Below are 24,155 nucleotides of genomic sequence, written 5' to 3' on the forward strand. Positions count from 1 at the left end.
TGGGTCAGTTTGAAATTCCGCCCCGGCTAATCCTTAATCTTCGGCAAGTTCCAATCGAACGCGCTGCCATTCTTCCCAACAATTCTCCGGATCAATATCGAGGTAGCCTCGCGACTCGTCCACTCGCCGAGCGTCTTCCTGGGTGAGCGCGATCGCCGGACAGCTATCGCGAATTTGGATGACCTCCTCCTCTGTCAGCGGGCTTCCCTTGGCTCTCTCTCGATTGAGCAAAGTCGCGACAAGGCTTGGGCTGATGTAGATAATAAGCTCGCTCATCGTGGCCCCTTGGTTGGCAGTCCTCTTGCTGACATTTGCGCTATGGTACCAATACCGGAAGCGGCGGTCGTTTGCGATCCTTTCGATGGGTTCGCTCGCGTCGGCATCTTGCGTGCAGCGCCGATCGTCCGTAGCTGACTTGGCATGACTGAAATCACTTTGACCCGTCTGCAAGCGCCGTTTCGGATGAACGAACCGGAGCCCCTCGTTTCACCTTTGGGTCAGCTTCCGCTGCGATTGAGGACGTTCCGCTGGCTGCTCTCCGATGCCTGGCCGCAGGCTGAGGGAAGGCGCCTTGTCGATCTCGGCGCGGGTCCCGGCCTGTTCGCGCGGATCGCGAACCGCCACGGCTTTTCGGTGACGGCTGTTGACGCCAGGATGCCGTGGACGACGGCGGACATCGAGGCTGGCCAAAGTTCCTCTGGATCCGGACCCGGCTTCAAGGATGACGAGTTCGTCTTCATCCAGAAGGATTTGCGCGACGTCGATGACATGTCCGGCTTCGACGTCGTCGCCTGCATCGGCGTGCTCTATCATCTGCCCTTTGCGGACCAGCGGGATCTGCTCGCGCGCTGCGCCGGGCGCGCGATGGTGATCGACACCGAAATCTATGACGCTTCCCGCATTCCCGAAGTCGAGGCCGACCGCTTCCAGCCAACCACGGTCGAAGGGGGCTATTCGGGAGCCTTCTGCCGCGAACAAGGCCAGGTCTACTCATCCCACGGCGATGCGTTCAGCTTCTGGTTCGACCAGGACAGCATCCTGCGCTTCTTCGCGGATGCCGGCTGCTCGCGCGTCACGATGGTGGAGCCGCAGTATTTTTCGGCTTTCGGGCCCAGGCGCTGGTTTGTCCTGAACGGCTGATCGGACAACGACATGCAGCATTTCCGCCGAGGCGGAACCCGCCGGGGCGGCCGTCATATTCCGGAGCGTTGCGCGGTGTCAGCCTTCGATGAGTTGCCGCAGAAACAGGTCGAACGCTCCCGTCGCGATCAAATGCGACATGACGTAGTGATGATCGCAGCCGCTCACGCCATGACGCCGGAAATTGGGCAGGTCACGCAGGGTCTCCACGACCTGAGCGTCTATCTGATGGCCTTCGCCGTAGAAATGGTGGACCTCGGTTGCCGGAGACGCGGCGATCATGTCGACAAGGCTGGTTTCCACGTTGGTAAAGGCCGAATACATGGCGTTGCGCAGCCTGGAGCGGCTGACTTCGCTGTCGTCGTCGCCGGTCCCCGCCGCGCTCCATTGCAGAGGCCCGGCGAAGGACAAGGCAGCCTTGGCGCCGATAAGGGAGCCGAGCCGGACAGCGCTCGCACCGCCAAGCGATGCACCGAGCGTAATCGTGGGCACGCCACCGAGTTGCGCAAGCATGTCTTTCAGTGCCGCGACCGTCGCCGCCTCGTCCGGTCCGAGGCTCGCGACACCACCCGTGAAAGCGAGTTCGCGCCGGTCCTTGAGGTAGATGACATTGGCCGGCAGGGAAGTCACAAGCACGTCGGCATGCGAATAGGGGAGGTAGCCGAGGCCGCCCTGCACGCCGGCGAGCACGATCAGCGTCGCGCGCGCATCGGGGACGCGGCGAAGCTGCACGTCTTCGGCCGGATCGTTGGAAACGCCGCGCGGATTGCACCATGCCTCGTCCGGCCGCGAACCCAGCGCCGCCAGCAGTGGCTCCGACATATGCGCCACCGGGCTTTCCGGCCTGAGCCGCCGCAGGATCGCCAGGGCACGGCCGGTGTCTTTGTGCCGCAGGCAGGCCAGCGCAAACTGGAACATCCACCGGTCGTCCGCGGCAAGAGCGTCCGCATGCGTTCCGAGCTTCTGGAACAGGGCGTGGTCGAGATCGAAAGGGCAAAGGGCGCGGTTGTACCGGAACACCAGCAGCCAGTCGTTCGGCCAGCGCTCGAGCGCGTCTCGCAGCAATGGGACGAGGACATCTGTTCGCCGGGCGAGCCGCGCGGCGAGGATGGCCCGACGCGCCACGTCGAGGCGATCGGGGCGGGCGCGCAGGATCTCGAGTGCTGCCGCGAGCGCGTCGTTGGCGCGGCCGGACACCATCAGCAGTTCCAGGTGCAAGGGGCCGGCCTCGGCAGGGAGCGGCCCCAGCGCCGCGGCGGCGTCGAACAGGCGCGTCGCCTCCGCGCGGTCGCCTTCCCGGAAAGCGAGCGATCCGAGCTTGACCAGGACGAAGCGGTCGGAGGCGTTTTCGGCGAGAAGGCTCGTCAGAAAGGCCCGCCGCGCGGCGTAGCCTCGCAACGCCGACGCGATGTCTGACAGCGCGCCGACGGTTTCCGCCTCCGCAAGCGTCGAGTTCCAGACGCCGGCGACAAAGGTCGCGGCGGCCTCCTCTGTTTCACCCTTGGCGAGAAGAACGCGAACGATGCGCAACGCCACCCACGGGTTGGCCGGATGCGCCTCCTTCAACCCGCGCAACATCTCCAAAGCCTGATCGGTTCGGCCGGTCTTCGCCAGCAGGTCGCCCTGCGCGAATTTCAGCCTGATGTCACGCGGCCGCTGCCCGATGGCGTGGTTCAGCCGCTGCTCGATGTCGGGCGTGATCGGGCCACGGACCAGCTCGACGAGGGCGGCGGTTTCGTCTGGAGCAGAACTGGTCAAATTCATGATTCCATGTCGGCGCGGAATTTCATCGCTGGACGGTCTTGCTGGCCGGGTCGTACAGCCAGCCGAGCGTCCGCACCGCTGAAAAAGGCCGCCCCCGGATGCGAAAATATTCGCGGCTCATCGCCTTGCCAGCCTCCATCAGGCCGCCGCCGCCGCTCGTCGATACGCCGCCATGCACCTGGTGAAACGTACCTTGCCCGAGAATCCGGATCAATTGGACATCCGGCAGTTCACAGGCGCGAATGAACATGTCTGGGTTGACCGCGCCGCCACCCGGGCTGACGAACGCTTCGTCGGCGCCGCCGAGTTCGTCCCAGAGCGCGCGCGGCATGAACAGCGCGCAGCTCTCGATCATGGGTCCGGTCACTCCGCCCTTGGCGTCGAGCGTGGAGATTTCGAACAGGCGCTCGCCGTTTTGCGGCCAGCCGATCGAGTCCAGCAGCGCGTCCTCCGCTTCCCGCGTATGCTCTTCGGCGGCGCTGAAATACTGGAGCCTGCGGCCGAGATGATAATTGAAGGTCGCGATCACCGGTCGGGGATGCAGGCGGACCGCTTCGACGCAGGCGCTTACCAGGCCGGGCGAGGCCATCCGGGCAGCATCGACCCAAAGCCCGATCAAAGGCGCGCGCGCAAGCCGCAGGCCGCGATTGATCGCCGGCGCGGGGGAGACTGTGGGGTTGTCCACGGTCTCGACGATGACATCGAGCCCCTGCCCGGCCAACGTCTCGGGGTCGACAGGAGGGACCGAGCCATTGTCGACGATGATGATCTCGTAGTCCGAAGGCGCGATGCCGCGCTGGTAGGGCGGCGACAGCGAGACGAGCGTTCGCGGCAGTTCGCGCTGCATCTGATAGCAGACGAGCACGAGGCTGGCCGCGAGTCCTCCATCCGCGCGTTCGCTCATGTCGCGAACGTCACGTCCAGCCGCTGCAGGCGACGGAAGGAAACGTGCCGTTCCCATTCCAGCTCCGGCTTCACCGGCACCATCGGCGCTTCGTCCAGCATGGCGTCGAGAAAGATCCTGGCTTCGAGACGGCCGAGGGCGGCGCCGAGACAAGCATGCGCGCCGACGCCGAAGGCGATGTTCGGCGGTCCTTGACGGCTGATGTCGAACCGCTGCGGCTGCTCGAAGGCGGCGGGGTCGTGATGCGCCTGCTCGAGGTCGACCAGCAGCATGTCGCCTTTCTTGACGGGATGGTCGCCCACCGTCGTATCCGCCATTGCGAGGCGGGGCGCGGCCTGCCGCATCGGGCCGGCATAGCGCACCGCCTCCTCGACGAAGGGCGAGACCAACTGCCGGTCGGCGGCAACTGCCGCGCGCGCGCCGGGGTTGAGATGCAGCAGGAGGATCATGTTGCCGAACAGCCCGGTCAGCGTTTCCACGCCCGCCAGCACCAGAAAGAACACGTACCGCGCCAGGGTCCGGGTCGGGAAGCCGAAGCCTGCATGGTTGAGCTCTGCCAACGCCGCCAGCGCGCCTTCGGCTCTGGACAACTCGTCCAGGATCGCGCTTTCCGCAGCGACCGCGTCGGCCTCCAGTTCGGCCAGCACCGTAAGCGGCAAAGCGCGCGCGTAAACCGGGAAGATCGAGAGCGAAGCCTTGCGGATCGCCTTGATCGTATTCGCCGAGATGCCGAGCGCATTGGCCATGACGGCGGTGGGAATGGCGCGGCAGATGTCTTCCATCGCCTCGACCTGGCCGGCCCGGCGCGTGGCGGCGAGCCGGTCGCGTACGACCGCCGACACGACCTCCGGGGCGAAGGCCGGAGCCGACTGGGCGAGTGCCTTGCGCACGAGCGTCCGGAGGCCCGGGTGATCGGGGTCGTTGGGGCTGAACAGCATGCCCTGAAGCAGGTTCGCCAGCCCGGAAAAGTCGCGTCCGGCGCGCTGCCCGACGCGTGCGATCGCAGTCCAGGGCTCGGTCGGCCCGACAAGCGGATTGCGCAGGACAGACATGGCGTCGGCATAGCGCGTCACGAACCACGAGTCGCCCCCCGGCGCCGGTGTGAGCGGCCCGTGCCGGGGCACGATCCAGGTGCGTTGGAGCGCTGGCGCGCCACCTGTGACGAAGGCGTTCATGCGCCTGTCCCCGCCGCCGCCTTGCTTGCGGTCGGCGTCCGCCATAGCCTCTCGACGCGGTCGTTGACAAGCGGCGCGAGCAGTGCGTCGAAGCCGTTCCGGCCCAAACTGTTTGTGACGGCTCGCCTCAAAAACCCGACCCGCCGTGCCCGGCCGGGTTCCGGATCGTCGATCGCCCTGACGATCTGCTCCCAGTGGCGATCGAGGGCGGACGCGACCGAACTGCCGAGGTTTGCCGAGGTGTTTATGCGCAGGGCGGCACGCTCCAGGGCGTCCGGCCAGTTCCGCGCTACGTCGTCGGCTGCGTCGATCTGACGGGCGAAGCCGACGAACTTATGGAATGCAGGCCGCGCCACGATCACGCCGGGCGTGCCATAGCAGGCGGCCGCGACATAGCCGTGCATGGAATTGCCGACATAGAGACGGGCGCCTGCGATGGCCGCCGCCATTTCGCGCAGGCCCGCCGGATCGTCGAGCAGGACATGGCGGATCGGCATGGCCCTGGAAAGCTGGCGCAGAACCTCGACATCGCCGAGGGATGGGCCGAGCGACAGAAGCAGCGGTGTCAGGCCGCGCGGCCGCGCGAAGTCGGTTATCATCGCCGCCAATGCCTCGGGCGAAACATTGCCGAGCCCGCCGGGTCTCGCCTGCACCGCGAACAATGAGTCGTCGGAGGTGATACCTTTTCTCTGGCGCAGCGCGTGAAGGTCCGCAGCCAGCGAGGCCGCCGGCCACACGTTGCCGAGATCGGCGACCGTATCGGGAACCTGGGCGGCCGTGCCGCCTTCCGGCTGGAGAAAGCGGAGGCTCGCTTCGTCGCGAACCGATACGTAGTCGGCAGCCGCCAGCGCCGGATCGAGCGCGGCCTCCCGAATGGTCGGGGAAAACGGCGCGGGAGCGCCCGGGGCGTTCCAGGCGATCGGAACGTCCAAAAGGGAAGCCACGAACGTGGTGCCGTACCAAAGAGCGGGATAGGCCTGGTTCGCTTGCCCGGCCCGGACATATTCGGCGACGAAGTCGGCCGGGAAGGCGTGGACAATCTCGCCGCCGCCGATCAGCACGGCGTCGAGTCCGCCGCCACCGATCGCGGACGCGAGCGCGATGCTTGGCGCCGCGTCTTGCAGACCGGACGCTCCATCGGTCGGCGATGCGGCCAGGACATCCCATCCGAACGGACGCAGGCGATGGGCCGCGACGATCGGGAACAGCAGGTCGCCGAAATTGCCCACGTCGAACGTGCCCGAGATCAGCGCGGTGCGCCGGCGCTGCGGCCGGGTATCGGAGCCGGAAGACGTCATGCGTTTTCCCGCGGCGAAGACACCGGCCGGCGGGGCGTGAAGCGGGCCAGCACGGGGAGTTCGCCCTTTGCAAGGCGTTCCGCCGTACGGGCGCGCTGCAGCTTGCCGCTCAGCGTGCGCTCGATGGCGCCCGCGGGCACGAGAAAGAGGTCGTGCGGCAGGAAGCCGTGCGCATCCGCGACGGCGCCGGCCAGCCGTTCGAGAAGCGGCTCGGGATCGACGGATGCACCCGCGCGGCCAGCCTCGCACACGATCGCCAGACCTTCGGTGACCGTAGGGTCGGCCGCCACCGGCAAAGCGGCGACGGCGCCGAGCTGCGCGGCTTCAGGCAGTTCCCTGACCGTGAGTTCCACGTCTTCGGCGTAGATGTTCGCACCACGGATGATGGCCATGTTCTTCAGCCGCCCGACGACGTGAAGTTCGCCTTCGACGATTGCCCCGAGGTCGCCCGTTCGCAGGTAGGAGCGGCCGGCGACAGCGACCGTGCGGTCCAGGTCCGGCTCGACACCGCCGGCATCCGGATCCCAGAAACCCGGGCTGACCTGGTCGCCGCTCACCGCGATCTCGCCGATCTCGCCCGGCGGCACGGGACGGCCGGCATCCGGCTGGAGCAGCAGCACCGAGGCGCCATCGCGCGGCATCCCGCAGGAAACCACGGACACGGGAGCGCTGCCGTTTCGCACGATCTTGCGCTCGCGCACCCCGGTTCCGGGACGGCCGCCGGTGACGAAAAGCGTCGCCTCGGCAAGGCCGTAGCAGGGATAGAACGCCTTTTCGTTGAAACCATGCGACCGGAAGCGCTGCGCGAAGCCGGCCAGCGTCGCCGCACGGATGGGCTCGGAGCCGCAGAACGCGAGCCGCCATCTGGACAGGTCGACCTCCGGGATCTGGTCGTCGGTGATCATGCGCGCACAGAATTCATAGGCGAAGTTCGGCGCGCCGGCCGTCGTCGCGCCGTAGCGCGCCATCGCCTTCAGCCAGCGCGCCGGGCGCTGGAGAAAGGCGATCGGCGCCATGAGGATCGCCTGCGCGCCGAGATAGAGCGGTTCCAGCACGCAGCCGATGAGGCCCATGTCGTGATGCAGCGGCAGCCAACTGACCGTGCTGTCGCTTGCGACCTGCCCGAAGGCGGCCTTGATCATGGCCAGGTTGGCCATGATGTTGCGATGCGTGATGGCGACGCCCTTCGGCCGGCTCGTGGAACCGGAGGTGAACTGCAGGAAAGCCACGTCGTCGGGCGGAGGATTGCGAAGGTCCTTAGCTACATTGCCGCGCAGCAGGTCGCCGGCGCTCAGGAATGCCACCTCGGGATGACGCTCGCGCAGGCTTGACCAGCCGCGGCTTTCAAAGGCTTCCGACGGCGCGATGACGGCGGCGGGACGGGCGGCCTCGACGATGCCGGCGATACGCTGCGCTGCGCGAGGGTCGTTCAGTCCCGGCGTCGGGATGGCGATGGCGCCGGCATAGACGCAACCGAAGAAGCAGCGGACGAAATCGAGCCCCTGGGGCAGGGCGAGCAATAAGGGGCCGGGGGCCAGGCTGGCGGCCGCGAGGTTGCCGGCCACGATCGCCGCGGCCTCGTGAAGCGCGCCGTATGTGGCTTCGTCGCTGACCTCTTCGCCGCGGACGAGAAAAGACAAAGCGGGGCGCGCGCCGTCGCGTTGCGCATGGTCGCGCAGCATCGAAAGCAGGGAAGCGGCGGGCGCGCCGGTCATCGCCCGCCCGCTCCCGCGGCAACCTCACCCGGCCCTCCGCCGGTCATCAGGACGGCATTTTTCGACGCGTCGAAAACCCATCCCAGCTTTCTGACCGGCTTCAGCGGCTGCCCGCGAAGCCGCAGATAGAAGCGGCTGCCTTCGTCCAAAGTTTTGAGCGCCAACGCCGCGCTGCTCGTCGTCATGCCGCCGTGGATCTGGTGGAACGTCGCTTCGCCCATGATGCGGATGAGCTGGGTTTCCGGCAGCGCACAAGCCCGTGTCAGCGTGTCCGGATTGACCATGCCGCCGCCGGGCTCGGTGAATGCGGGATCATAGCCGCCGAGTTCGTCCCAAAGGCTTTTCGGCATGAACAGCGCGTTGCTTTCCAGCATCGGGCCGAAGGGCGGATTTTTCATCTCGGGCGTCGCTACCTCGAACAGTCGGTAGCCGTCGCGCGGCCAGTCGATCGAACGGAGCAATTCGTCTTCCCGCGTGCGATCATAACCTTCGGCGGCGCTCAGATGCTGCCGCTGGAAGCCGAGCTGGTAGTTGGTCGTCGCAACGATGGGCCGGGAGTGAAGCGAGGTCGCCATCGTCGCAGCGTGAAGCAGGCCCGGCGACGCAAGCCGGGCGCCGTCGATCCAGGCGCCGACAAGTGCTCCACGCGCCGCGGCCAATCCTTCGTTGAGCGCCGCGACGGGTGAGGGCGAAGCGCTACGGCATCGCAAAACGCGCAGCGTCAGTCCGAGGTCCGCGAACTGCCTTGCATCGGGAGGCTCGGTCGATCCGTTATCGACGACGATGACCTCGTAGTTTCCAGACGAGACGCCGCGCTGGTAGGCGGGCGAAAGCGATAGAAGCGTCCGCGGCAATTCGCGGGCCATTTCGTAGCAGACGACAACCAGCGAGAGGTCGGGATGCATCGGTGCGCTCAGCCGGTTTTCTCGCCCGTCAGGGATTGCTCGGACGGCTTTGCGTAGGTCTGGACGAAATCATCGATGGTGTGGTGCTCGAAGAAGAGCATGGGATCGACCTGCACGCGGAATTCCTCCTCCATCACGCCCGCCATCACCACCGCCTCGACCGAATCGAGGCCGTAGGTCGTGAAACTTTCCGACGTATCGAGCTTGCCTTCCGGCAGGTCGAGCACCGTGGTGATGTACTGGATCATCCAAGCGCGCAAAATATCGCCGTCGATGTCCTGCAATGTCGTGGCCAAGGACTTGCCTCCTTCTTGGTTTCAAGCGGTTACGTCGCGCCGCAGCGATTTCGTTCCCGATGGGCTGAGGAATGGTGCAAGTGCCCAACTCGGCCCCCTGTTGTCGAGTCCCATTCGCAGCACGTCGCGCAGGAAGTCGCGACGCCCGGCGGCGCCGCGGTCGGGTTCGTTGACCCCCTCAAGGATGCGCGCCCAATGCTCATCGAGCCGAGCGAGAACCTCGGCGGAAATCGGCGGCGCGTATCCGGCGGGCTTCGCCGCCGCCTTCTCAAGAGCAGCATCCCAGTCGCGCGCCATGTCTTCCGATCGCCCGGTGTGTTCGAGAAAACCGGCGAACTTGCGATAGGCGGGCCGCGCCACGAGGACGGACGGAACCTGGTGCGCCACGCAAGCCACATATCCGTGCAGCGACGCGCCGACATAGAGCGCCGAATGCGCGAAAACCGCCGTCATCTCGCACAGGCTCAGCGGATCATCCAGCAAGACATGAGGCTGCTCCAGATGCCTGGCCAGCCGGTTCGCGGTCTTCGGGTCGTCATGATTGCGGCCGACGGCGACGAGGAGCGGGGTCAGGCGGTGCTCTTGCGCGAAAGCGTCGATCCTCTCCGCGAGAACCGCCATGTCGAGGCCGGCGACCGACCGGTCGCGCAAATGAAGGGTCATGTAGCGCGCCGTCCGGTCCGCGCCCTTGCGCTCAAGGAATCCTTGGTAAGCGGCTTCAAGCTGCTGCCTTGACCACAAGGCGCCTAGCCCGGCGATGGTATCGGGAACGATGGCGACGGGCAGGTCCGGCGGCGGGGAAAGCAGCTCGGCGGCGCCGCGGTCGCGCAACGAAACATAGCTGGCGGCCCGCACGGCCGACATCGCCAGGGGATGCACGCCCCGGCCGAGAAGATGCGGAACGCCGGGCGCATTCCACAAGACCGGCACATCGGCCAGGGCGGCGGCGAGCGTCGCACCCAGCCAGAGCGCGGCGGACGCCCAGTCGCTAACCTCGTCATTGATGTATTCGGTGAGAAAGGTCATCGGGTGATTGTGGATGAGATAACCGCCGCCGATGAGCACGGCGTCGAATTCCTCCTCGCCGGAAAGCATCCTGGCGGCCGGGATGGGAGCGATTGCGTCGGCCAGGCCCGGCGACCGGCCGGTCGGCGCGACGGGCACGATCTCGATGCCGTGCCGGGCGAGCCGTTGCCGCGCCACGAGCGGAAACAGCAGGTCGCCGTAATTCTGCATGTCGAACATGCCGGTGATCAGCACGCGCCGCTCGCCCGACCGGGTCATGATGGCATCGCCTTGTTGCTGGCCGGCGCGGGCGCGGGCATGATCGGCATCGAAACATTGCGGCCGCGGCGGGCGCGCGAGGAATGGAAAAAAGCATGCGACCTGACGAGGCGATGAAAGCCCGGTTCGAACGCGACGGCCTCGTGTTCCCGATCCCCGTACTGAAAGCAGAAGAGGCGGCCCGATATCTGAGCAATTATGAGGCGATGGTGGCCGCAAGAGGCGGACGCCTGCCCAAGGCGTTCAACGCCAAGACGCATCTGCTGGTGCCATGGCTCTGGGATCTGGTCCACGATCCCCGCGTGCTGGATGTGGTCGAGGAGGTGCTCGGACCGGACATATTGTGCTGGGGCACGAGCTTCATCACCAAGCACGGCGGAGACGGCCGTTACGTCACCTGGCACCAGGATGCCACGCATTGGAAACTGTCTTCGCCCGAGGCGGTGACGGCCTGGGTGGCGCTGTCGCCGAGCGACCGCAGCAACGGCTGCGTACGCGCGGTGCCCGGAACGCATCAAGTGCAACTTGCGCACGATCACCCGGAGGACCCGAACAACATGCTGGGCCGCCGCGAGCAGGTGGTCGCCGACATCGACGAGGAAAAAGCTGTCGACATCGTGCTGCGGCCCGGTGAAATGTCGATCCATCACCCGCTCATCATTCACGGCTCCGAGCCGAACCTGTCGAGCGGTCCGCGCGTCGGCTTCGCCATCCGCTACATTCCAGCCAGCATCCGCCAGCTCGACGGGCTGGAGAATTCCGCCACGCTGGTGAGGGGCCGCGATCACGGCACCTTCGTTCTCGAACAACAGCCTGAGGGCGAGTTCCACCCCGAGGCGGTGAAGCGGCATCGCATGGTGCTGCGGCGTGGCATGAGCGTGATCTTCGGCGATGCGGCGGAAACTGCTCGAACCAGCGGCGGTGCGCTCCAAGAGGGGCAAAAGCTCGATCCTTCCGTGTAGCCATCGAGCGGGATGCACGGGCGCCTCGGCAACGCCTGCCGGCATCGCTCCGGACCGAAAGTCGTGGCCGGTCCGATCCCTTTGCTCCGTGCAGCCACGCCGCGTTCCCGCGAAAGTCACGCCAGGTCTTTTGTTCGATGCCATCAGGCTTGCGCCTCGTGGCTCCGTTTCACGGCGGGATACACGATGCTCATCCAACGCCGAAGGCTCTCGGCGTGATGGCGGACTGCTTCGGGGGCGAACTCGCTCGCGGGCGCCCGCTCCAGATCGAAGGTTCCGTGATCCCGTCCGCTGACCAGGGTTGCCGATCCTCTCATGGAGCCGATTTGCGTCAGATCGCCCGCGATGTAGCGGACGGCGAAACCGAGGCGGCGCGTGCCGGACGTGTTCGGCTTCGACCCGTGAATCAGCAGCAGATGATGGAGCGACATCTCTCCGGGAGTCAGATCGACGTGAACCGCGTCGTCCTCGTCGACATCGACACGGATTTCCTCGCCGCCCGCCAGCAGATTGTTCTTGGAGGCCGACGGGCCGTGCTCGTGCTGCCGAGTGTGGCTGCCGTAAACGACCTGCAGCCCTCCATTCGTTCGCGTCGACGGCGTAAAGGCGATCCATGCCGTCAGCGCATGAGGAGCCGACAATCCCCAATAGGTTGCGTCCTGGTGCCAGGGAACCTCGCTCGGCTCGCCCGGACGTTTGTCGAAGAAGCTCGAGGCCCAGCACAGTACATCGGGACCAAGTACGTCGGCCACCGGTGCAACGACCCGCGGATCGGTGACGAGATCCCAAAGCCACGGCACCAGCAGATGCGGCTTGAAGTTCAGCGTCGGCGGCAGCCGGCCCGCCCGCTTCCGTTCCATCTCCTCGATGCGAAGCAGCCGGTCGGCCGCTTCCTCGCCCGACAGCACGCGGATCGGGAACACCGCGCCGTCCTGCTGGTATCTGGCGGTCAGCGAAGGGTCGATGCTCATCAACACGTCATCTCGAATTCAAGCCTCGACTCGTGCGGCAAGAACGGGGTCGCTCCCGTCCAGGCCTTCGGAGACCTTCAGATTGTCATGATCCGACAAAACCGCAGCATAGCTTTTTTGGGCGAAAGCGTGTGCAAGTCAACGCCCACCTAGGTGTTCAAAGCACGTTGCGATCCTTGGGGACACGGTTCATGTTGTGGAAGGTGTGGGGGCGCCCGGTGCCCCTGGACTGCCGACCACAGGCATGCGCGACAACGAGGGATCGGAGTTTGCCCATCGTGCGGATGAATTCGTAGGGAACGGAGAAACGGATTGGATACTTCGGTTGTCACGGAGGAATACGAGGGCGAGTGCAACATATGCGGAGCTTCGAACCTCTTCAAAAGAGAAAATTTCAGGACACGGGAGACGTTTCTGTGCTCTTCGTGCCGCGGTTCGCTCCGCTATCGGGCGCAAGCTGATGCGGCTTTGAGGGAGTACGCGGCGGAAGGCGTGTCTTCGATCAAAGCCTTGATCGAATCGGAAATGTTCCGGCACATCAGATTATATGAGCCCGGTATTGTCGGGCCATTCAGAAAGTTGTTTCGCAGCGTGAGCAATTACGAACAGTCATTCTATTGGGAAGACGTGCCCGAAGGTGCCAAAAGGGACGGAATGGTCTGCCAAAATCTTGAACGACTTACCTATGACGACGAGTCATTCGACCTTGTTGTTACTTCCGACGTTTTCGAGCATGTCCGCAGGCCGTTTCAGGCATTCGCCGAGGTACGAAGGGTTTTGAAGCCAGGCGGACGTCATATCTTTTCCATTCCGGCAAACGACCCCCTCCGTGCCGATTCGGTTTCGCGCGTCGATACGAGCTCGGATACCGACGTTCTCCTCCTGCCTGCCGTGTATCACGGCAACGGCACCGCCGGTGGGCGGTCTCTGGTCTACACCGATTTTGGCTCTGACGTGCTGGGCAAGCTCGGCGAAATCGGCTTCCCGACCGAGATTTCCTACTATAGCCCGGCTCCCGGGTTTCCAAGGCAACTGACGTTCGTTTCCCGTCGCGCCTGACGTTCATTCCTGACCTTTCGGCAAAGCCAGAAGCCGCTTTCTCAGAGGCCGTTGGCGAGAATGTCTCGCACCAGAATCGGCAGCCGTTCACGCCAGGGTGCAGGTTTCAGCCCGTAGTCGCGCTCGATCCGCGCCGTGGAGAGTATCGAATTGGCCGGCCGGCGCGCCGGCGTCGGATAATCGGCCGACCCGATCGCCTCGAGTTTTGGGACGGGATAGCCAGCCTCCCGGCACGCGGCAAAGATGGCCGCCGCAAAATCGTGCCAGGTGGTCGGGCCTTCGTTGGTGAAATGGAAGACGCCAGTCGGAGCATGGCGGTCCGCGATCATGCGCATCGCGATTACTGACAGCGCCTCAGCCAGGTCGGCGGCGAACGTTGGAGAGCCGCGCTGATCATGGACCACCCTTACAACGTCGCGCTCAACGGCGAGGCGAAGCATTGTCCGAACGAAATTCGAGCGGCGGGCGCTCACGACCCAACTCGTGCGGACGACCGCCGAGCGCGGATTGCCAAGCCTGACGGCCCATTCGCCCGCGGCCTTGCTCGCGCCGTAGACACCAAGCGGATTGAGCGGCGCGTCGACCTCGTAGGCCCCAATCGCATTTCCATCGAACACGTAGTCGGTCGAAATCTGGATGAGCGGGATGCCAGCCAAACACGTCGCTTGCGCGAGTGCGGCCGGAATGAGCGCATTCGCCGCGAAGGCCGCCGCGACGTCTTTCTCCGCCTTGTCAACCGCAGTATAGGCAGCGGCATTGATGACCGCGGAAACCGCGTTGTCCGCAATCAGCCTGCCGACTGCTACGGCATCGCATAGGTCGAGTTCTCCACGGGCGGGCGCGACGACAACGACGTCTTCGGGCCAGCGCACCGTGACAAGTTCATGCCCCACTTGCCCGGTACTGCCGGTAATAAGGATGTTCACCCGAGTCCGCGCCGCGCGAGCGCGCTGCGTTCCTCGTTTGCGATCAAGGGCGCCCACCAATCTCGGTTAGCAAGATACCAGCGCACGGTCTTGGCGACTCCGCTCTCGAAAGTCTCCTGGGGCCGCCAGCCGAGTTCCCGCTTGATTTTGGAAGCGTCTATTGCATATCGCTGGTCATGGCCTGGCCGGTCCGCGACGAAGCGGACCAGTTCCCTACGGGCAAAACCCAGAGACGGCGCATAGTCATCCAGCAATTCGCAGATCGTTTCGACAACCGCAAGGTTGGTCCGCTCGCTGTCGCCGCCGATGTTGTAGGTTGCGCCCGGCTCGCCGCGCTCCAGTACAAGGCTGAGAGCGCGAGCATGGTCCTCGACAAACAGCCAGTCCCTGACGTTTGCGCCGTTGCCGTAGACCGGCAGCTCCTGCCCCGTCAGCCCACGCAGGATCATCAGCGGAATGAGCTTCTCAGGAAAATGATAGGGACCATAATTGTTCGAGCAATTGGTAACAATCGTCGGCAGCCCGTATGTCTCGCGCCATGCTCGGACGAGGTGGTCCGAAGCGGCTTTCGATGCAGAATAGGGGGAGTTCGGTCGATAGGAGGACGTCTCGTCGAAGCGACCCTCCGGACCAAGCGATCCAAAAACCTCATCCGTCGAGATATGATGAAGCCGAAATGTCGAGCGCTCGGATGACGACAGGCTGCGCCAATGGCGCAGTGCCTCCTGCAGCAGGGTGTACGTGCCCACGACATTGGTCTCGATGAAGGCGCCGGGACCGTCGATCGAGCGGTCCACGTGGCTCTCCGCCGCGAGGTTCATGACGGCCGTTGGCCTGTGACGCTCAAAGACGCTGCGCAATGCCGCGCTGTCGCGGATGTCGACCCTCTCGAACGCATAACGGATGTGCTCTGTCGCCCCGGGAAGCGAGGTTAGGTTCGCAGCATAAGTCAGGGCGTCCACGTTAACGACACGGGCCGCGGAGTCAGCCAGCAGATGTCGGATAACTGCCGTCCCGATGAAGCCTGCGCCACCCACGACCAGGATCGTTGCATTCGCAAAGCGGGGGGGCATCAAAACAAGTCCTTCGCTTCCGCCAGCCTCGGTGCCGCCGAGTCCCTTGCGGAGAGCGATGTATCTTCGGGCCGGCACGGCCAGTTGATGCCCAGTGCCGGATCCGCCCAGAAGATTTCCCGGTCGTATTCCGGCGCGTACGGCTTCGACACCTTGTATTGGATGATGGTGTCATCCTCGAGTGTGCAGTAGCCGTGTGCGAAGCCGACAGGCACGAATAGCTGGTTGCCGCGCTCAGCGCTGAGCACGATCGAGACATGACGCCCAAACGTTGGAGAGCCGCGTCTGATATCGACAGCCACGTCGAAAACCGAGCCGGCGACAACGCTGACAAGTTTCGCCTGCGCCATCGGCTCAAGCTGAAAGTGAAGGCCGCGCACGGTTCCCGCTTTTTTGGAGCGCGCCTGGTTTTCCTGCACGAACTCCGCCGGGACGCCGGCCGCTTCGAAAGCGGACCGCTTGAAGGTCTCGGCGAAGTAGCCGCGGGAGTCGCCGAGCCTCTTAGGCAGGACTTCGACGACGCCTTGGATAGCGTGTTGAAAGAACTCCATTCCCCCGGTCCGATGCGTTCTCAGATATGTTGACAGAATCGCATTCCCTGCCACAAAAAGTCCAGTAGCCGAAATGTTTTGCCACGGAAATTCGGGCAGTCGGATCGCTTGGAAATCCGGGCGATAACCTGTATGCGAAATTGGAAGACGGCCAAAAATCCACCGCCATGCCGAGGACGCGAAGTGAAGGGGATCATACTGGCGGGAGGGAGAGGCACACGCCTGTACCCGGTCACCAAGGCGACGTCGAAGCAACTCCTGCCAGTCTTCGACAAGCCGATGATCTACTATCCGATCAGCATTCTCATGCTGGCCGGCATCCGCGACATCCTCGTCATCTCGACACCTCACGATCTTCCACAATTCCAGCGTTTGCTAGGCGATGGCGGGCAACTCGGTCTTAGGATTAGCTATGCCGTGCAGCCCGAACCGGGCGGCTTGGCGCAGGCCTACCTGATCGGCGCCCCTTTCATAAATGGCGAGCCTTCTGCCCTCATCCTTGGCGACAACATCTTCCACGGGCACGGTTTGGTTGATCTTCTCGTTAAAGCCAGCGGACGTCAGCGCGGAGCGACCATCTTTGGATATCAGGTGAGAGATCCGCAGCACTATGGGGTGGTCGAGTTCGACGCCGAGGGCCGCGTTCTCTCGATAGAGGAGAAACCGCATGTTCCGCGGTCGGAATGGGCGGTGACCGGCCTGTATTTCTACGATGGCGATGCACCGGAAATCGCGGCCAGGCTAAAGCCTTCGGCGCGTGGTGAGCTTGAGATCACCGACCTCAACCGAGCGTATCTCGTGCGGGGCGATCTTCATGTCGAGAAAATTGGCCGCGGGTTCGCCTGGCTCGATACCGGCACGATGGACAGCCTGCTGGAGGCCGCGACCTTCGTCAGGGCTCTTGAGCGGCGTCAGGGCTTAAGGATAGCGTGCCTGGAAGAGATTGCCTATCGCAATGGCTGGATTTCTCGCGAGGACCTGCACGCCCTCGGGTTGAAGTACGGAACAAGCGAGTACGGGGCCTATCTGTCTCAGATTGCATCTACAGAGTAGTTCGACGACAGCCGGACTTGAGGAAAAAGACAACATCCGTTTCCGGGGCTGCCACCGATGAAAACCATAAAATACGGGGACATCAATAAGAAGGTGACGCACCAGTTGCGCGGTTGGGCATTGGACCCAAGCGCGGCTCTGAGCCGCGCGTCCATAACAATAGCAATCGACGATCAAAAACTTCCTCCAGTTCTTGCGAAGGAGTTCCGGCCAGCGATGGTTGGTCGTCACGGAAGTGACGGCTATTGTGGTTATTCAGTTGTCCCGTCGCTATCATTCTTCGATGGGCAGGAACATAACGTTAATGTATCCATTTCCGGGGCAGGAAATACTATATATTCCGGCTCATTCAAGTTCGATGATTTGCGTGTCGGCGACAGAGAAGCGAACATATTTGGTTCGGTCACCCAAATAAATGCGGATGGTGTTCGCGGATGGGTGCTCGACAACGACAATCGCGACAGATCGATAAGCGTGTCCGTGCATATCGACGGGGCGTTTCGTTTTGAAATTGCCGCCACCGATCCTCCCGCTGGCGGACCGGCCGAAGCAGCCAAGCACGGTTTTGGTTTCGAATTCCCCAGTGATTTATACGATGACCGTGAGCACACGGTGGCGGTCTATGCGTCTGGTTCGGGCGCCATCCCCTGTTTGGTCTCTCCTGCCATAGTGCTTGCGTCGGTCGACCGGCCACGCGTCGAGCTCGAGGTACAGGGCTGGCGTGACGGGAAGCTGCTTTGTATCGGGCGTGAGACAACCAGACCCGATGGCCCCGTGCCGCCCCTCATGCTGGTGGCGGGTGACAAAACGATCAACCCAGAGGTCCGCAGGGCAAGTTCTATCGGGGCGGCTCAGCAATATGAATACTACTTCGACCTGTCTTCAGTTAAGCCGTCATCGTTGATCTCATCCGGCGCCAAAATAATCAACGCGCGATCAAGAGAGTTACTCAAGGATGTGCCTGCGAACATATTGTCTCAATGTGCTCGCCTTGAAATTGAAAGAGCCGATCGTGGTGAGGCACATGCGTCAATCTCTTTCGCATATCGGCCGCAAGAGCAGGACAGTTTTTTTATTTTTGTCGATGGCAAATTGCAGTGTTCGATAAGCACTGCGCAGGCGCGTGGTGGTGACAAGTTGTCGGTGCCGTTATCCCATATCGTTGAGGATCCAAGGCGCCCGATCGAACTGGAAGTGCGTTATTCCGACGAAGCAACTCAAATCACCGACTCGCCGCGGCGGGTCAATTTGCTTCGAGGCGAAGATCTGGTGACGAACGGCAGTTTGGTGCATTGGACCGGAACCGTCCCAGACGACTGGAATGTTCATCTGGACGCCGGGGTCGCGCTTTTCAAAGCACGTTGCCCGGGATTTGATTTCGCGCGAATGGCAAACGAAACGGCTGAGCCTGCCTCCGTTCGCTTTGCGCAGGAACTCACAGTCGACCCGGATGAGAGTGCGCTTGCCGTGGTCTTGAAGGGGCGTTCTTCCGAAGCCACCAGTGCCGGCCTTCGGGTAGCGCTGGTGGGCGCTGGAATGGTCGTCGAAGAATCTCAGTTCAAGTCTGTTCCGCTACAGCGCGCTTGGTCGGTGCAGACCATGCGCATCGGACTCCCCCTTTCTTCGGACACTCATCGGGTGAGATTGGTCATCGAAGCCATTTCGCCGGCCGCCGGTTGGATCGACATAGCGCAGATAGCCGCAGGCGAGCCCGGCTTTGTGGCCGGTTCCCGCCAGCACCTCGAAGCCGACAGTTCCGAGGAAACCGACCTCAACGCAGTGACGAACGGAGATTTCAGCAATTGGGTCGGCCCATATAAACGCGCAGCATCATCTCGCGCCTCCGAGATCGCGGACGGCTGGACCTTTCGCTGCAAATCCCCCAGTTCCGCCTTAACCGTTGCGCTTTGCCAGGGAAATCTGAGAGACGTCACCCTGCCTGAACGAGGCCCTCTCGCCTATGGCGTCGCCATTTTCGGTCAACTCAAGGAAGGCTACGCCCGGCTGGAAACGAAGCTAGACAAATATCGGCTCTCGATATCAAGATCGCTTAATTTAGCATTTTATGCGCAAAGTGCCTCTGCTCTCGGGTTTGAGAATAACGCGGCAGAAGTCAAATACGAAATCGATCATATAGGCGTCATTGAGCGCAGCTACGAGAACCGCGATGGAGTTCGCTCCTATAAGGACCGCCGACTTTTTGTGATCAAACGCCGGGTCACAGTTACGCGGACAGGGCGACATTTTGAGCTGATCTTAAAACCGGACGACGTTGCGGCGTTGTGCCGGCAATCTCGCTTGAATCTCGATAACCCCGACAAGGAATACCATCTGCATTTTGTTTGGACGGATAATGTTGATGTTGCGCTGTTTTCTGTCCGATTGGGAACGCGCATCGTTCGACCGGATGCCGAATACGCGTCGAGCAGATACTACGCCCTGGAAGACTCGAATATTGCCGCGCAGCTTAATCGCACTGCCGGGTTAGCCTCTTGGGCGAGCCAAGAAAGGGCATCTGTACCTTTGTCGATAACCTCTCCCGCCAAAACTCCGGTCAAATGGAGTTGGGATCAGAGCCATGCCGCCGAGACAACCGAGATTGTCATACCGGTCTTCAACGCGATTGATGAAACACTGGATTGCATTTCATCAATTGGTTATGCGACCGATCGTCCGGTATTGGTGACGCTGGTCGATGACGGGTCGACAGAGCTGAATCGCGAACGTTTACGCCACTTCGTTGCCGATGTGCCGTGGATCAAGCTTGTCGAGAACGACCGGAACACAGGCTACACAAACGCCGCGAACAGAGGAATGAGCGAGGCGCGATCCAAATGGATCGTCCTGCTGAATAGCGACACGATCGTCACCAGGGGCTGGCTCGATGGGTTGCTGGAGGCTGCACTCGCTCGCCCGGACGCGGTGATGATCGGGCCGCTCTCCAACGCCGCATCGTGGCAATCTGTTCCCGATGTCAGGGACGCCAAGGGTGGATGGAGCACGAATCCTCTTCCTTCCGGTATTTTGATTGAGGACGTAGCCGACAATGTCCGCAGGCTCTCCGAGAAGGCGTTCCCCTATGTCCCGCTCCTGAATGGATTTTGCACCCTTATCCGGCGGGATGCCCTCGAAGAAGTCGGATATCTGGATGGCAACTCCTTTCCCATGGGGTATGGGGAGGAGACGGATTTATGCATAAGGATGGCCAAGTCAGGTCATAAGCTCGTTCTCGCCGACCATGTGTACATATACCATCAGAAGTCAGCGAGTTTTGGCGAAAAGCGCCGGTCCGTTCTAACGAAGCAGGGCAGCAAGGCGTTGGCCAGCAAGCACGCGGATGTGAATCTCGTCGACCTTCAGCAGAGCCTTGCCGAACTCAGCTCCCTGATCGGAATCAGGAAGGCCCTGCGAGAGATCTATCGAGCGGCGAATACGAACACCTGAATTGAGATCGCGACCCGTGGCGAAAGTACCCTCGGTTATTTTTGTGTTGCCTGTAAAAGGGTCAAGCGGCGGAGCCAACTCCGTCGTGCAGGAAGCCCTTGGGCTTTCGGAGCTGGGCGTAAGATGTGTCGTAGCAGTCGATGCCAAGAACTGGGGCTCATTCATAGACAACTATCCCGAGCTCATGGGAAAGGCTGTCGCACTACGCTCTTATGACTCGCCTAAAGCGCTGGCGGAGTTGATGAAGGATTGCGATGTTGCAATTGCGACGACCAATGTGTCCGTAACGGAGGTCTCGACCGCCCTTGAAACGCTGTCGCCGCAAGAGCGGGCGGCCTTGAAGCTAGCCTATTATGTTCAGGACTATGAGCCTCTTTTCTACCATCCCGAGAGCGAGGGCTGGCGTATTGCCCACGCATCGTATGGTGCACTGAAGGATGCAACGTTTTTTGCCAAGACGAAGTGGCTTTGCGATATCGTTTATCTAAACCATGGAATCAAGGTGAGGAAGGTTACCCCGTCGATCGATCACGGTATCTACTATCCCGATTTGTCACTGGAGAAAGACTACATATGTGTCGGCGCCATGTTGAGGGTGAGGACGGCTAGGCGCGCGCCACAAAGGACCGCAAGGATACTTCAAATCTTGCGTGATACCGTGCCGCAGAAGATTATGTTTCAGGTATTCGGTTCCAGCAGTGAGGAGCTTGAATCTGCAGGCATCGCGACATCGGATGGGATTTTAAATCGTGGACGCCTGAAGCGCACCGAGGTGCCCGCATTCATGCGGGCGTGTGACCTGTTCCTCGATTTGTCCGACTTCCAAGCCTTCGGCCGAACGGGACTTGAAGCGATGGCTTCCGGGTGTATCCCCCTCGTTCCGGCGCTAGGCGGGACCGACGAATACGCTGTCCATGGCAGGAACGCCCTTGTTGTGGATACCAGAAGCGACCGCGACATTCTCAAGGCGATTGAAATGTTTCTGGACCTGCCGGATCGTGAGCGGCGAACGATGCAGCAGGCGGCATTGGAGACAGCGGCGAATTTTTCGATCCGAAAGGCCGCACTTTCTGAACTCCGCTTGTTCCAGGAAATGTGCTGGCAAAACGCTTGACCACGTCAATTGCCCGCCATGTCATCTTCTGGCGCGGCCGGCCCGCCGAGATCGGCTCCGACGACGGCACGGAAATGACCTCGATGGCGGCCTTGCGGTGGCGCCAGCAGGCATCGAATGGCGTTACATCGCCCCGGAAAGACGATGCATAATGCCTTCGTGGAGAGCTTCAACGGTTGCCTCAGGGACGAGTGCCTCGACAATACGCTGTTCTCGTCGCTGCCAGAGGCCCGCAGCGCCATTAGCCCGCACATGTGAAGAGGTGCACCTCCCTGCTAGAAACGCATACTTATATTCAGTAGCTCTGCCCAAAACCTGGTCGCTTTAGATAGGGAACATTTTACCTGGTTCGTAATGCGGCAGGCCGATGCAATTCTATATGTACGATCTGGATCGGTGGCTAGCGACTGTAGAGCGCTCAACCACTCATCTTCGGTGTTGCCCACCAGCAAGCCATCAATTCCATGATCAACTATCCCTCGATACATTTGGGCGTTGGTAAAGATTCCGGCGGCTCCCAGCGAGCTTGCGTCACAAAACTTTACCCGGGACTTTCCTCTATTATAGGCATTGTCAAGCAACGGAGCCACCATTATATGGCAGGGCCGATTTTTGGCAAATTCCTTATATTCATCCCATGGCAGAGGGTCCATTACATTTACACGATCAAGCCCACGCGCCATTTGCCGGATTGCTTTATGACCGAATAAATCAAACTCGACGCCGGGGTTTGCTTCACTGAATTTTCTTATCATAGGAATGAGGAATTCCAGATCGCGATAGTGAGTACTCGACCCATGATACCCTATGCGCAGTGTGCTGCCGTCCAAATGGTGGTTAAGTGATTCACTCTGACGTATCGAAGGTGGTTCGAGTAAATGCGTCTTTGCCGTATTGTAACGTTTTGCCAAGATCGGCGATGAAACGATTACCATATCGGAAATATAAAACATGTACTGAAAATCACAAGAAGTTACATCAATCAAACGGCGCCTATATGTGGCCGGCAACTCGATGGTATCCACGGCGGCTGGAATGTCATCATCAAATAGATAAACGATTTCTGCGTGACCCTTGCACTTAACCAGTTCGTCCATCCAGATTGCGGAAATGTATCGTACAACAATCACCATATCCGTATCGTGAAAAAGACCGGCGTCTGGAGGTTGCAAAGTGGTATCCGCTACAACGAGCTCACACAGTCCCGATGAACACAATTGAGCAAGGGGGGCTGTCACATAGATTTCGTCAGTGGGTAGCGGACGAGGCCGTAGCAATAAAATTCGATACTTGGTGCGTGAGTAATTTGCTCGCTTGTCGCTCAAGGACGTAACGGCAATCGGCTGACGGAACGCCGCCGGTGCGTCCTTGAAGAAAGTCCTGGAATTTCTGACGGAAGCTTTTCGCTTTTTATCTCCTTCAGTAGGAGCATATGTATCTGAGCGTATCTCGATGTTTAATATGTCAGCGTCATCTATTTCGATCGGAACACTGTTTTGACCAGAGCGTGCATGGCAGCGCCATCCATCATCTTCCACCGTTATCTGGATGGGCACTGCATTACGAATGGTGTCTCCGGAACTAAGGCTGATGTCGCAGTGCTTTTGTGATCGGAGCGCCTCGCGGAATAGTTCGAATCCGGGCGATCTCCAGCGCCAAAGAGGCAAACGGATAAAGGCGCCATCGTGGGCCAAGACTTCGAGGACAAGAAGCGATTCTCGGGTCTTAATGCGACCTCGGTGAACATGCGAAAAAGGTGTAGGCAGGAAGTCGATTGCGTCCTGTGCTGGTCGGCCATTTATATATATCTGATAGTCGATTGGGCATTTCACATCGAGTTCAATGCAATTGGTGACATAGCCGTCACGCTTGATCACATCGCATTGAAGCGAGCGATTTTCGACGTAAAGCGGAACGGCGTTGACTGTGCCGCAATACACTTGGTCATCGCCGGTCCGAAGCCATGCATGAACGGCCGCATGCGATTCCGACGTAATTGGAACGTCCCATGTGCCATCGCTCAGGACGTTGCAGTAGGAAACCAGCCGACCGAATGACCAGAGTTCTAGCGTAAGTGGACGCAGATGATCGGACCGAGCAAGTCCCTTTAACCGGTGCCCGTCGGATTCTGTGGGAGCGAGTGCAAAATAGACACTCGGGCAATGTGGTTCGGGACGACTCAGCATGTGCTCAATCTCCCCTAAAATAACGAGGACGGGAAGGCGCGAATACGCCTTCGCAGAACCGGAGGAAGTGCCGCTGGCGAGATAGGGAAAAGGTACATGCAGGAGCCAAAGTGGGGCGCCCAACCGGCATCGTTGCGAAGCTTTCGCCGGTCGCCGTCAATCGATGCCTTTGGCCGGGATTCCACTGGACCTGGTTCGCGAAGCAATGAAGGGAGTGACACGCTGGCCTCGCCCTCCAGCACGATGTTTGGGCCTGCTCTTCGAGCGAACTTGCGTCAGTACAGACCCCGGATGGTCTGCCTCCAGTTGGCGGAGACGTTCATGATCGCCATCAG

General features: G+C 61.6%; 20 protein-coding genes and 1 pseudogene. 7 read left to right on the top strand and 14 right to left on the bottom strand.

The annotated features are described in order from the left end of the window. Positions 1-33: 33 nt before the first annotated feature. On the bottom strand, positions 34-276 hold the full coding sequence (locus ACH196_RS09990) for a hypothetical protein (RefSeq protein WP_396646736.1): 243 nt from the start codon (positions 274-276) through the stop codon (positions 34-36). A 216-nt stretch (positions 277-492) separates the two neighbouring features. Here ACH196_RS09990 and ACH196_RS09995 point away from each other — a divergent pair, with 216 nt between their 5' ends. Next, positions 493-1,140 (top strand): class I SAM-dependent methyltransferase, encoded by a 648-nt coding sequence (locus ACH196_RS09995; RefSeq protein ID WP_396646737.1) that lies wholly within the window; start codon positions 493-495, stop codon positions 1,138-1,140. Between the two features lie 78 nt (positions 1,141-1,218). On the opposite strand, the gene ACH196_RS10000 is transcribed toward ACH196_RS09995, so the two are convergent. Genes ACH196_RS10000 through ACH196_RS10035 form a run of 8 tightly spaced genes read right to left on the bottom strand, consistent with a single transcriptional unit; the run spans position 1,219 to position 10,481 of the window. After that, the gene (locus ACH196_RS10000) at positions 1,219-2,904 is read right to left on the bottom strand and encodes a tetratricopeptide repeat protein (RefSeq protein WP_396646738.1); all 1,686 of its coding nucleotides are present in this window, start codon (positions 2,902-2,904) and stop codon (positions 1,219-1,221) included. A 22-nt stretch (positions 2,905-2,926) separates the two neighbouring features. Then, complete coding sequence (locus ACH196_RS10005) at positions 2,927-3,808, bottom strand: glycosyltransferase family A protein (RefSeq protein ID WP_396646739.1); 882 nt, start codon at positions 3,806-3,808, stop codon at positions 2,927-2,929. Then, entirely contained in the window at positions 3,805-4,983 is a 1,179-nt protein-coding gene (locus ACH196_RS10010) for a cytochrome P450 (RefSeq protein WP_396646740.1), read from the bottom strand. Before ACH196_RS10010 ends, ACH196_RS10005 begins: the two co-directional genes overlap by 4 nt. After that, entirely contained in the window at positions 4,980-6,281 is a 1,302-nt protein-coding gene (locus ACH196_RS10015; RefSeq protein ID WP_396646741.1) for a polysaccharide pyruvyl transferase family protein, read from the bottom strand. Before ACH196_RS10015 ends, ACH196_RS10010 begins: the two co-directional genes overlap by 4 nt. Further along, positions 6,278-7,996 carry a fatty acyl-AMP ligase gene (locus ACH196_RS10020; RefSeq protein WP_396646742.1) on the bottom strand — a complete coding sequence of 573 codons (1,719 nt, stop codon included), beginning with the start codon at positions 7,994-7,996 and terminating at the stop codon, positions 6,278-6,280. Before ACH196_RS10020 ends, ACH196_RS10015 begins: the two co-directional genes overlap by 4 nt. After that, entirely contained in the window at positions 7,993-8,901 is a 909-nt protein-coding gene (locus tag ACH196_RS10025) for a glycosyltransferase family 2 protein (RefSeq protein WP_396646743.1), read from the bottom strand. Before ACH196_RS10025 ends, ACH196_RS10020 begins: the two co-directional genes overlap by 4 nt. Before the next feature lie 8 nt (positions 8,902-8,909). Continuing rightward, positions 8,910-9,197 (bottom strand): acyl carrier protein, encoded by a 288-nt coding sequence (locus ACH196_RS10030; RefSeq protein WP_396646744.1) that lies wholly within the window; start codon positions 9,195-9,197, stop codon positions 8,910-8,912. 21 nt (positions 9,198-9,218) lie between these two features. Further along, the gene (locus tag ACH196_RS10035; RefSeq protein ID WP_396646745.1) at positions 9,219-10,481 is read right to left on the bottom strand and encodes a polysaccharide pyruvyl transferase family protein; all 1,263 of its coding nucleotides are present in this window, start codon (positions 10,479-10,481) and stop codon (positions 9,219-9,221) included. A gap of 95 nt (positions 10,482-10,576) precedes the next feature. Between ACH196_RS10035 and ACH196_RS10040 the strand changes: the two genes are divergently transcribed. Continuing rightward, positions 10,577-11,443: a phytanoyl-CoA dioxygenase family protein gene (locus ACH196_RS10040; protein WP_396646746.1), complete on the top strand. Its 867-nt coding sequence runs from the start codon at positions 10,577-10,579 to the stop codon at positions 11,441-11,443. A gap of 143 nt (positions 11,444-11,586) precedes the next feature. Here ACH196_RS10040 and ACH196_RS10045 read toward each other — a convergent pair whose 3' ends face one another. Continuing rightward, positions 11,587-12,414 (bottom strand): phytanoyl-CoA dioxygenase family protein, encoded by an 828-nt coding sequence (locus tag ACH196_RS10045; protein ID WP_396646747.1) that lies wholly within the window; start codon positions 12,412-12,414, stop codon positions 11,587-11,589. A 312-nt stretch (positions 12,415-12,726) separates the two neighbouring features. On the opposite strand from ACH196_RS10045, the gene ACH196_RS10050 reads away from it, so the two are divergent. Beyond that, a complete protein-coding gene (locus ACH196_RS10050; protein ID WP_396646748.1) occupies positions 12,727-13,473 on the top strand; it encodes a class I SAM-dependent methyltransferase in 747 nt (248 codons plus the stop codon). A gap of 41 nt (positions 13,474-13,514) precedes the next feature. Here ACH196_RS10050 and rfbD read toward each other — a convergent pair whose 3' ends face one another. The 3 genes from rfbD to rfbC are packed head-to-tail and all read right to left on the bottom strand — an operon-like array spanning position 13,515 to position 16,077. After that, a complete protein-coding gene (gene rfbD / locus ACH196_RS10055; protein ID WP_396646790.1) occupies positions 13,515-14,399 on the bottom strand; it encodes a dTDP-4-dehydrorhamnose reductase in 885 nt (294 codons plus the stop codon). Then, the gene (gene rfbB / locus ACH196_RS10060) at positions 14,396-15,472 is read right to left on the bottom strand and encodes a dTDP-glucose 4,6-dehydratase (RefSeq protein WP_396646791.1); all 1,077 of its coding nucleotides are present in this window, start codon (positions 15,470-15,472) and stop codon (positions 14,396-14,398) included. The genes rfbD and rfbB overlap by 4 nt, the downstream gene beginning before the upstream one ends. After that, positions 15,472-16,077: a dTDP-4-dehydrorhamnose 3,5-epimerase gene (gene rfbC / locus ACH196_RS10065; protein ID WP_396646749.1), complete on the bottom strand. Its 606-nt coding sequence runs from the start codon at positions 16,075-16,077 to the stop codon at positions 15,472-15,474. Before rfbC ends, rfbB begins: the two co-directional genes overlap by 1 nt. Positions 16,078-16,206: 129 nt before the next feature. Between rfbC and rfbA the strand changes: the two genes are divergently transcribed. From rfbA to ACH196_RS10085, 4 genes and pseudogenes are all read left to right on the top strand, one after another. After that, positions 16,207-17,076: a glucose-1-phosphate thymidylyltransferase RfbA gene (gene rfbA / locus ACH196_RS10070; protein ID WP_396646750.1), complete on the top strand. Its 870-nt coding sequence runs from the start codon at positions 16,207-16,209 to the stop codon at positions 17,074-17,076. 57 nt (positions 17,077-17,133) lie between these two features. Next, entirely contained in the window at positions 17,134-20,520 is a 3,387-nt protein-coding gene (locus ACH196_RS10075; protein ID WP_396646751.1) for a glycosyltransferase family 2 protein, read from the top strand. 16 nt (positions 20,521-20,536) lie between these two features. Further along, positions 20,537-21,634, top strand: coding sequence for a glycosyltransferase family 4 protein (locus tag ACH196_RS10080; protein ID WP_396646752.1), 1,098 nt, complete (start codon positions 20,537-20,539; stop codon positions 21,632-21,634). A 23-nt stretch (positions 21,635-21,657) separates the two neighbouring features. Further along, a pseudogene (locus ACH196_RS10085) lies at positions 21,658-21,877 on the top strand (transposase); the annotation flags it as partial. A 32-nt stretch (positions 21,878-21,909) separates the two neighbouring features. Here ACH196_RS10085 and ACH196_RS10090 read toward each other — a convergent pair. Next, positions 21,910-23,511, bottom strand: coding sequence for a glycosyltransferase (locus tag ACH196_RS10090; protein WP_396646753.1), 1,602 nt, complete (start codon positions 23,509-23,511; stop codon positions 21,910-21,912). Positions 23,512-24,155: the final 644 nt, after the last annotated feature.

This window comes from Mesorhizobium sp. IMUNJ 23232 (genome assembly GCF_044326205.1).
Taxonomy (GTDB): domain Bacteria; phylum Pseudomonadota; class Alphaproteobacteria; order Rhizobiales; family Rhizobiaceae; genus Kumtagia.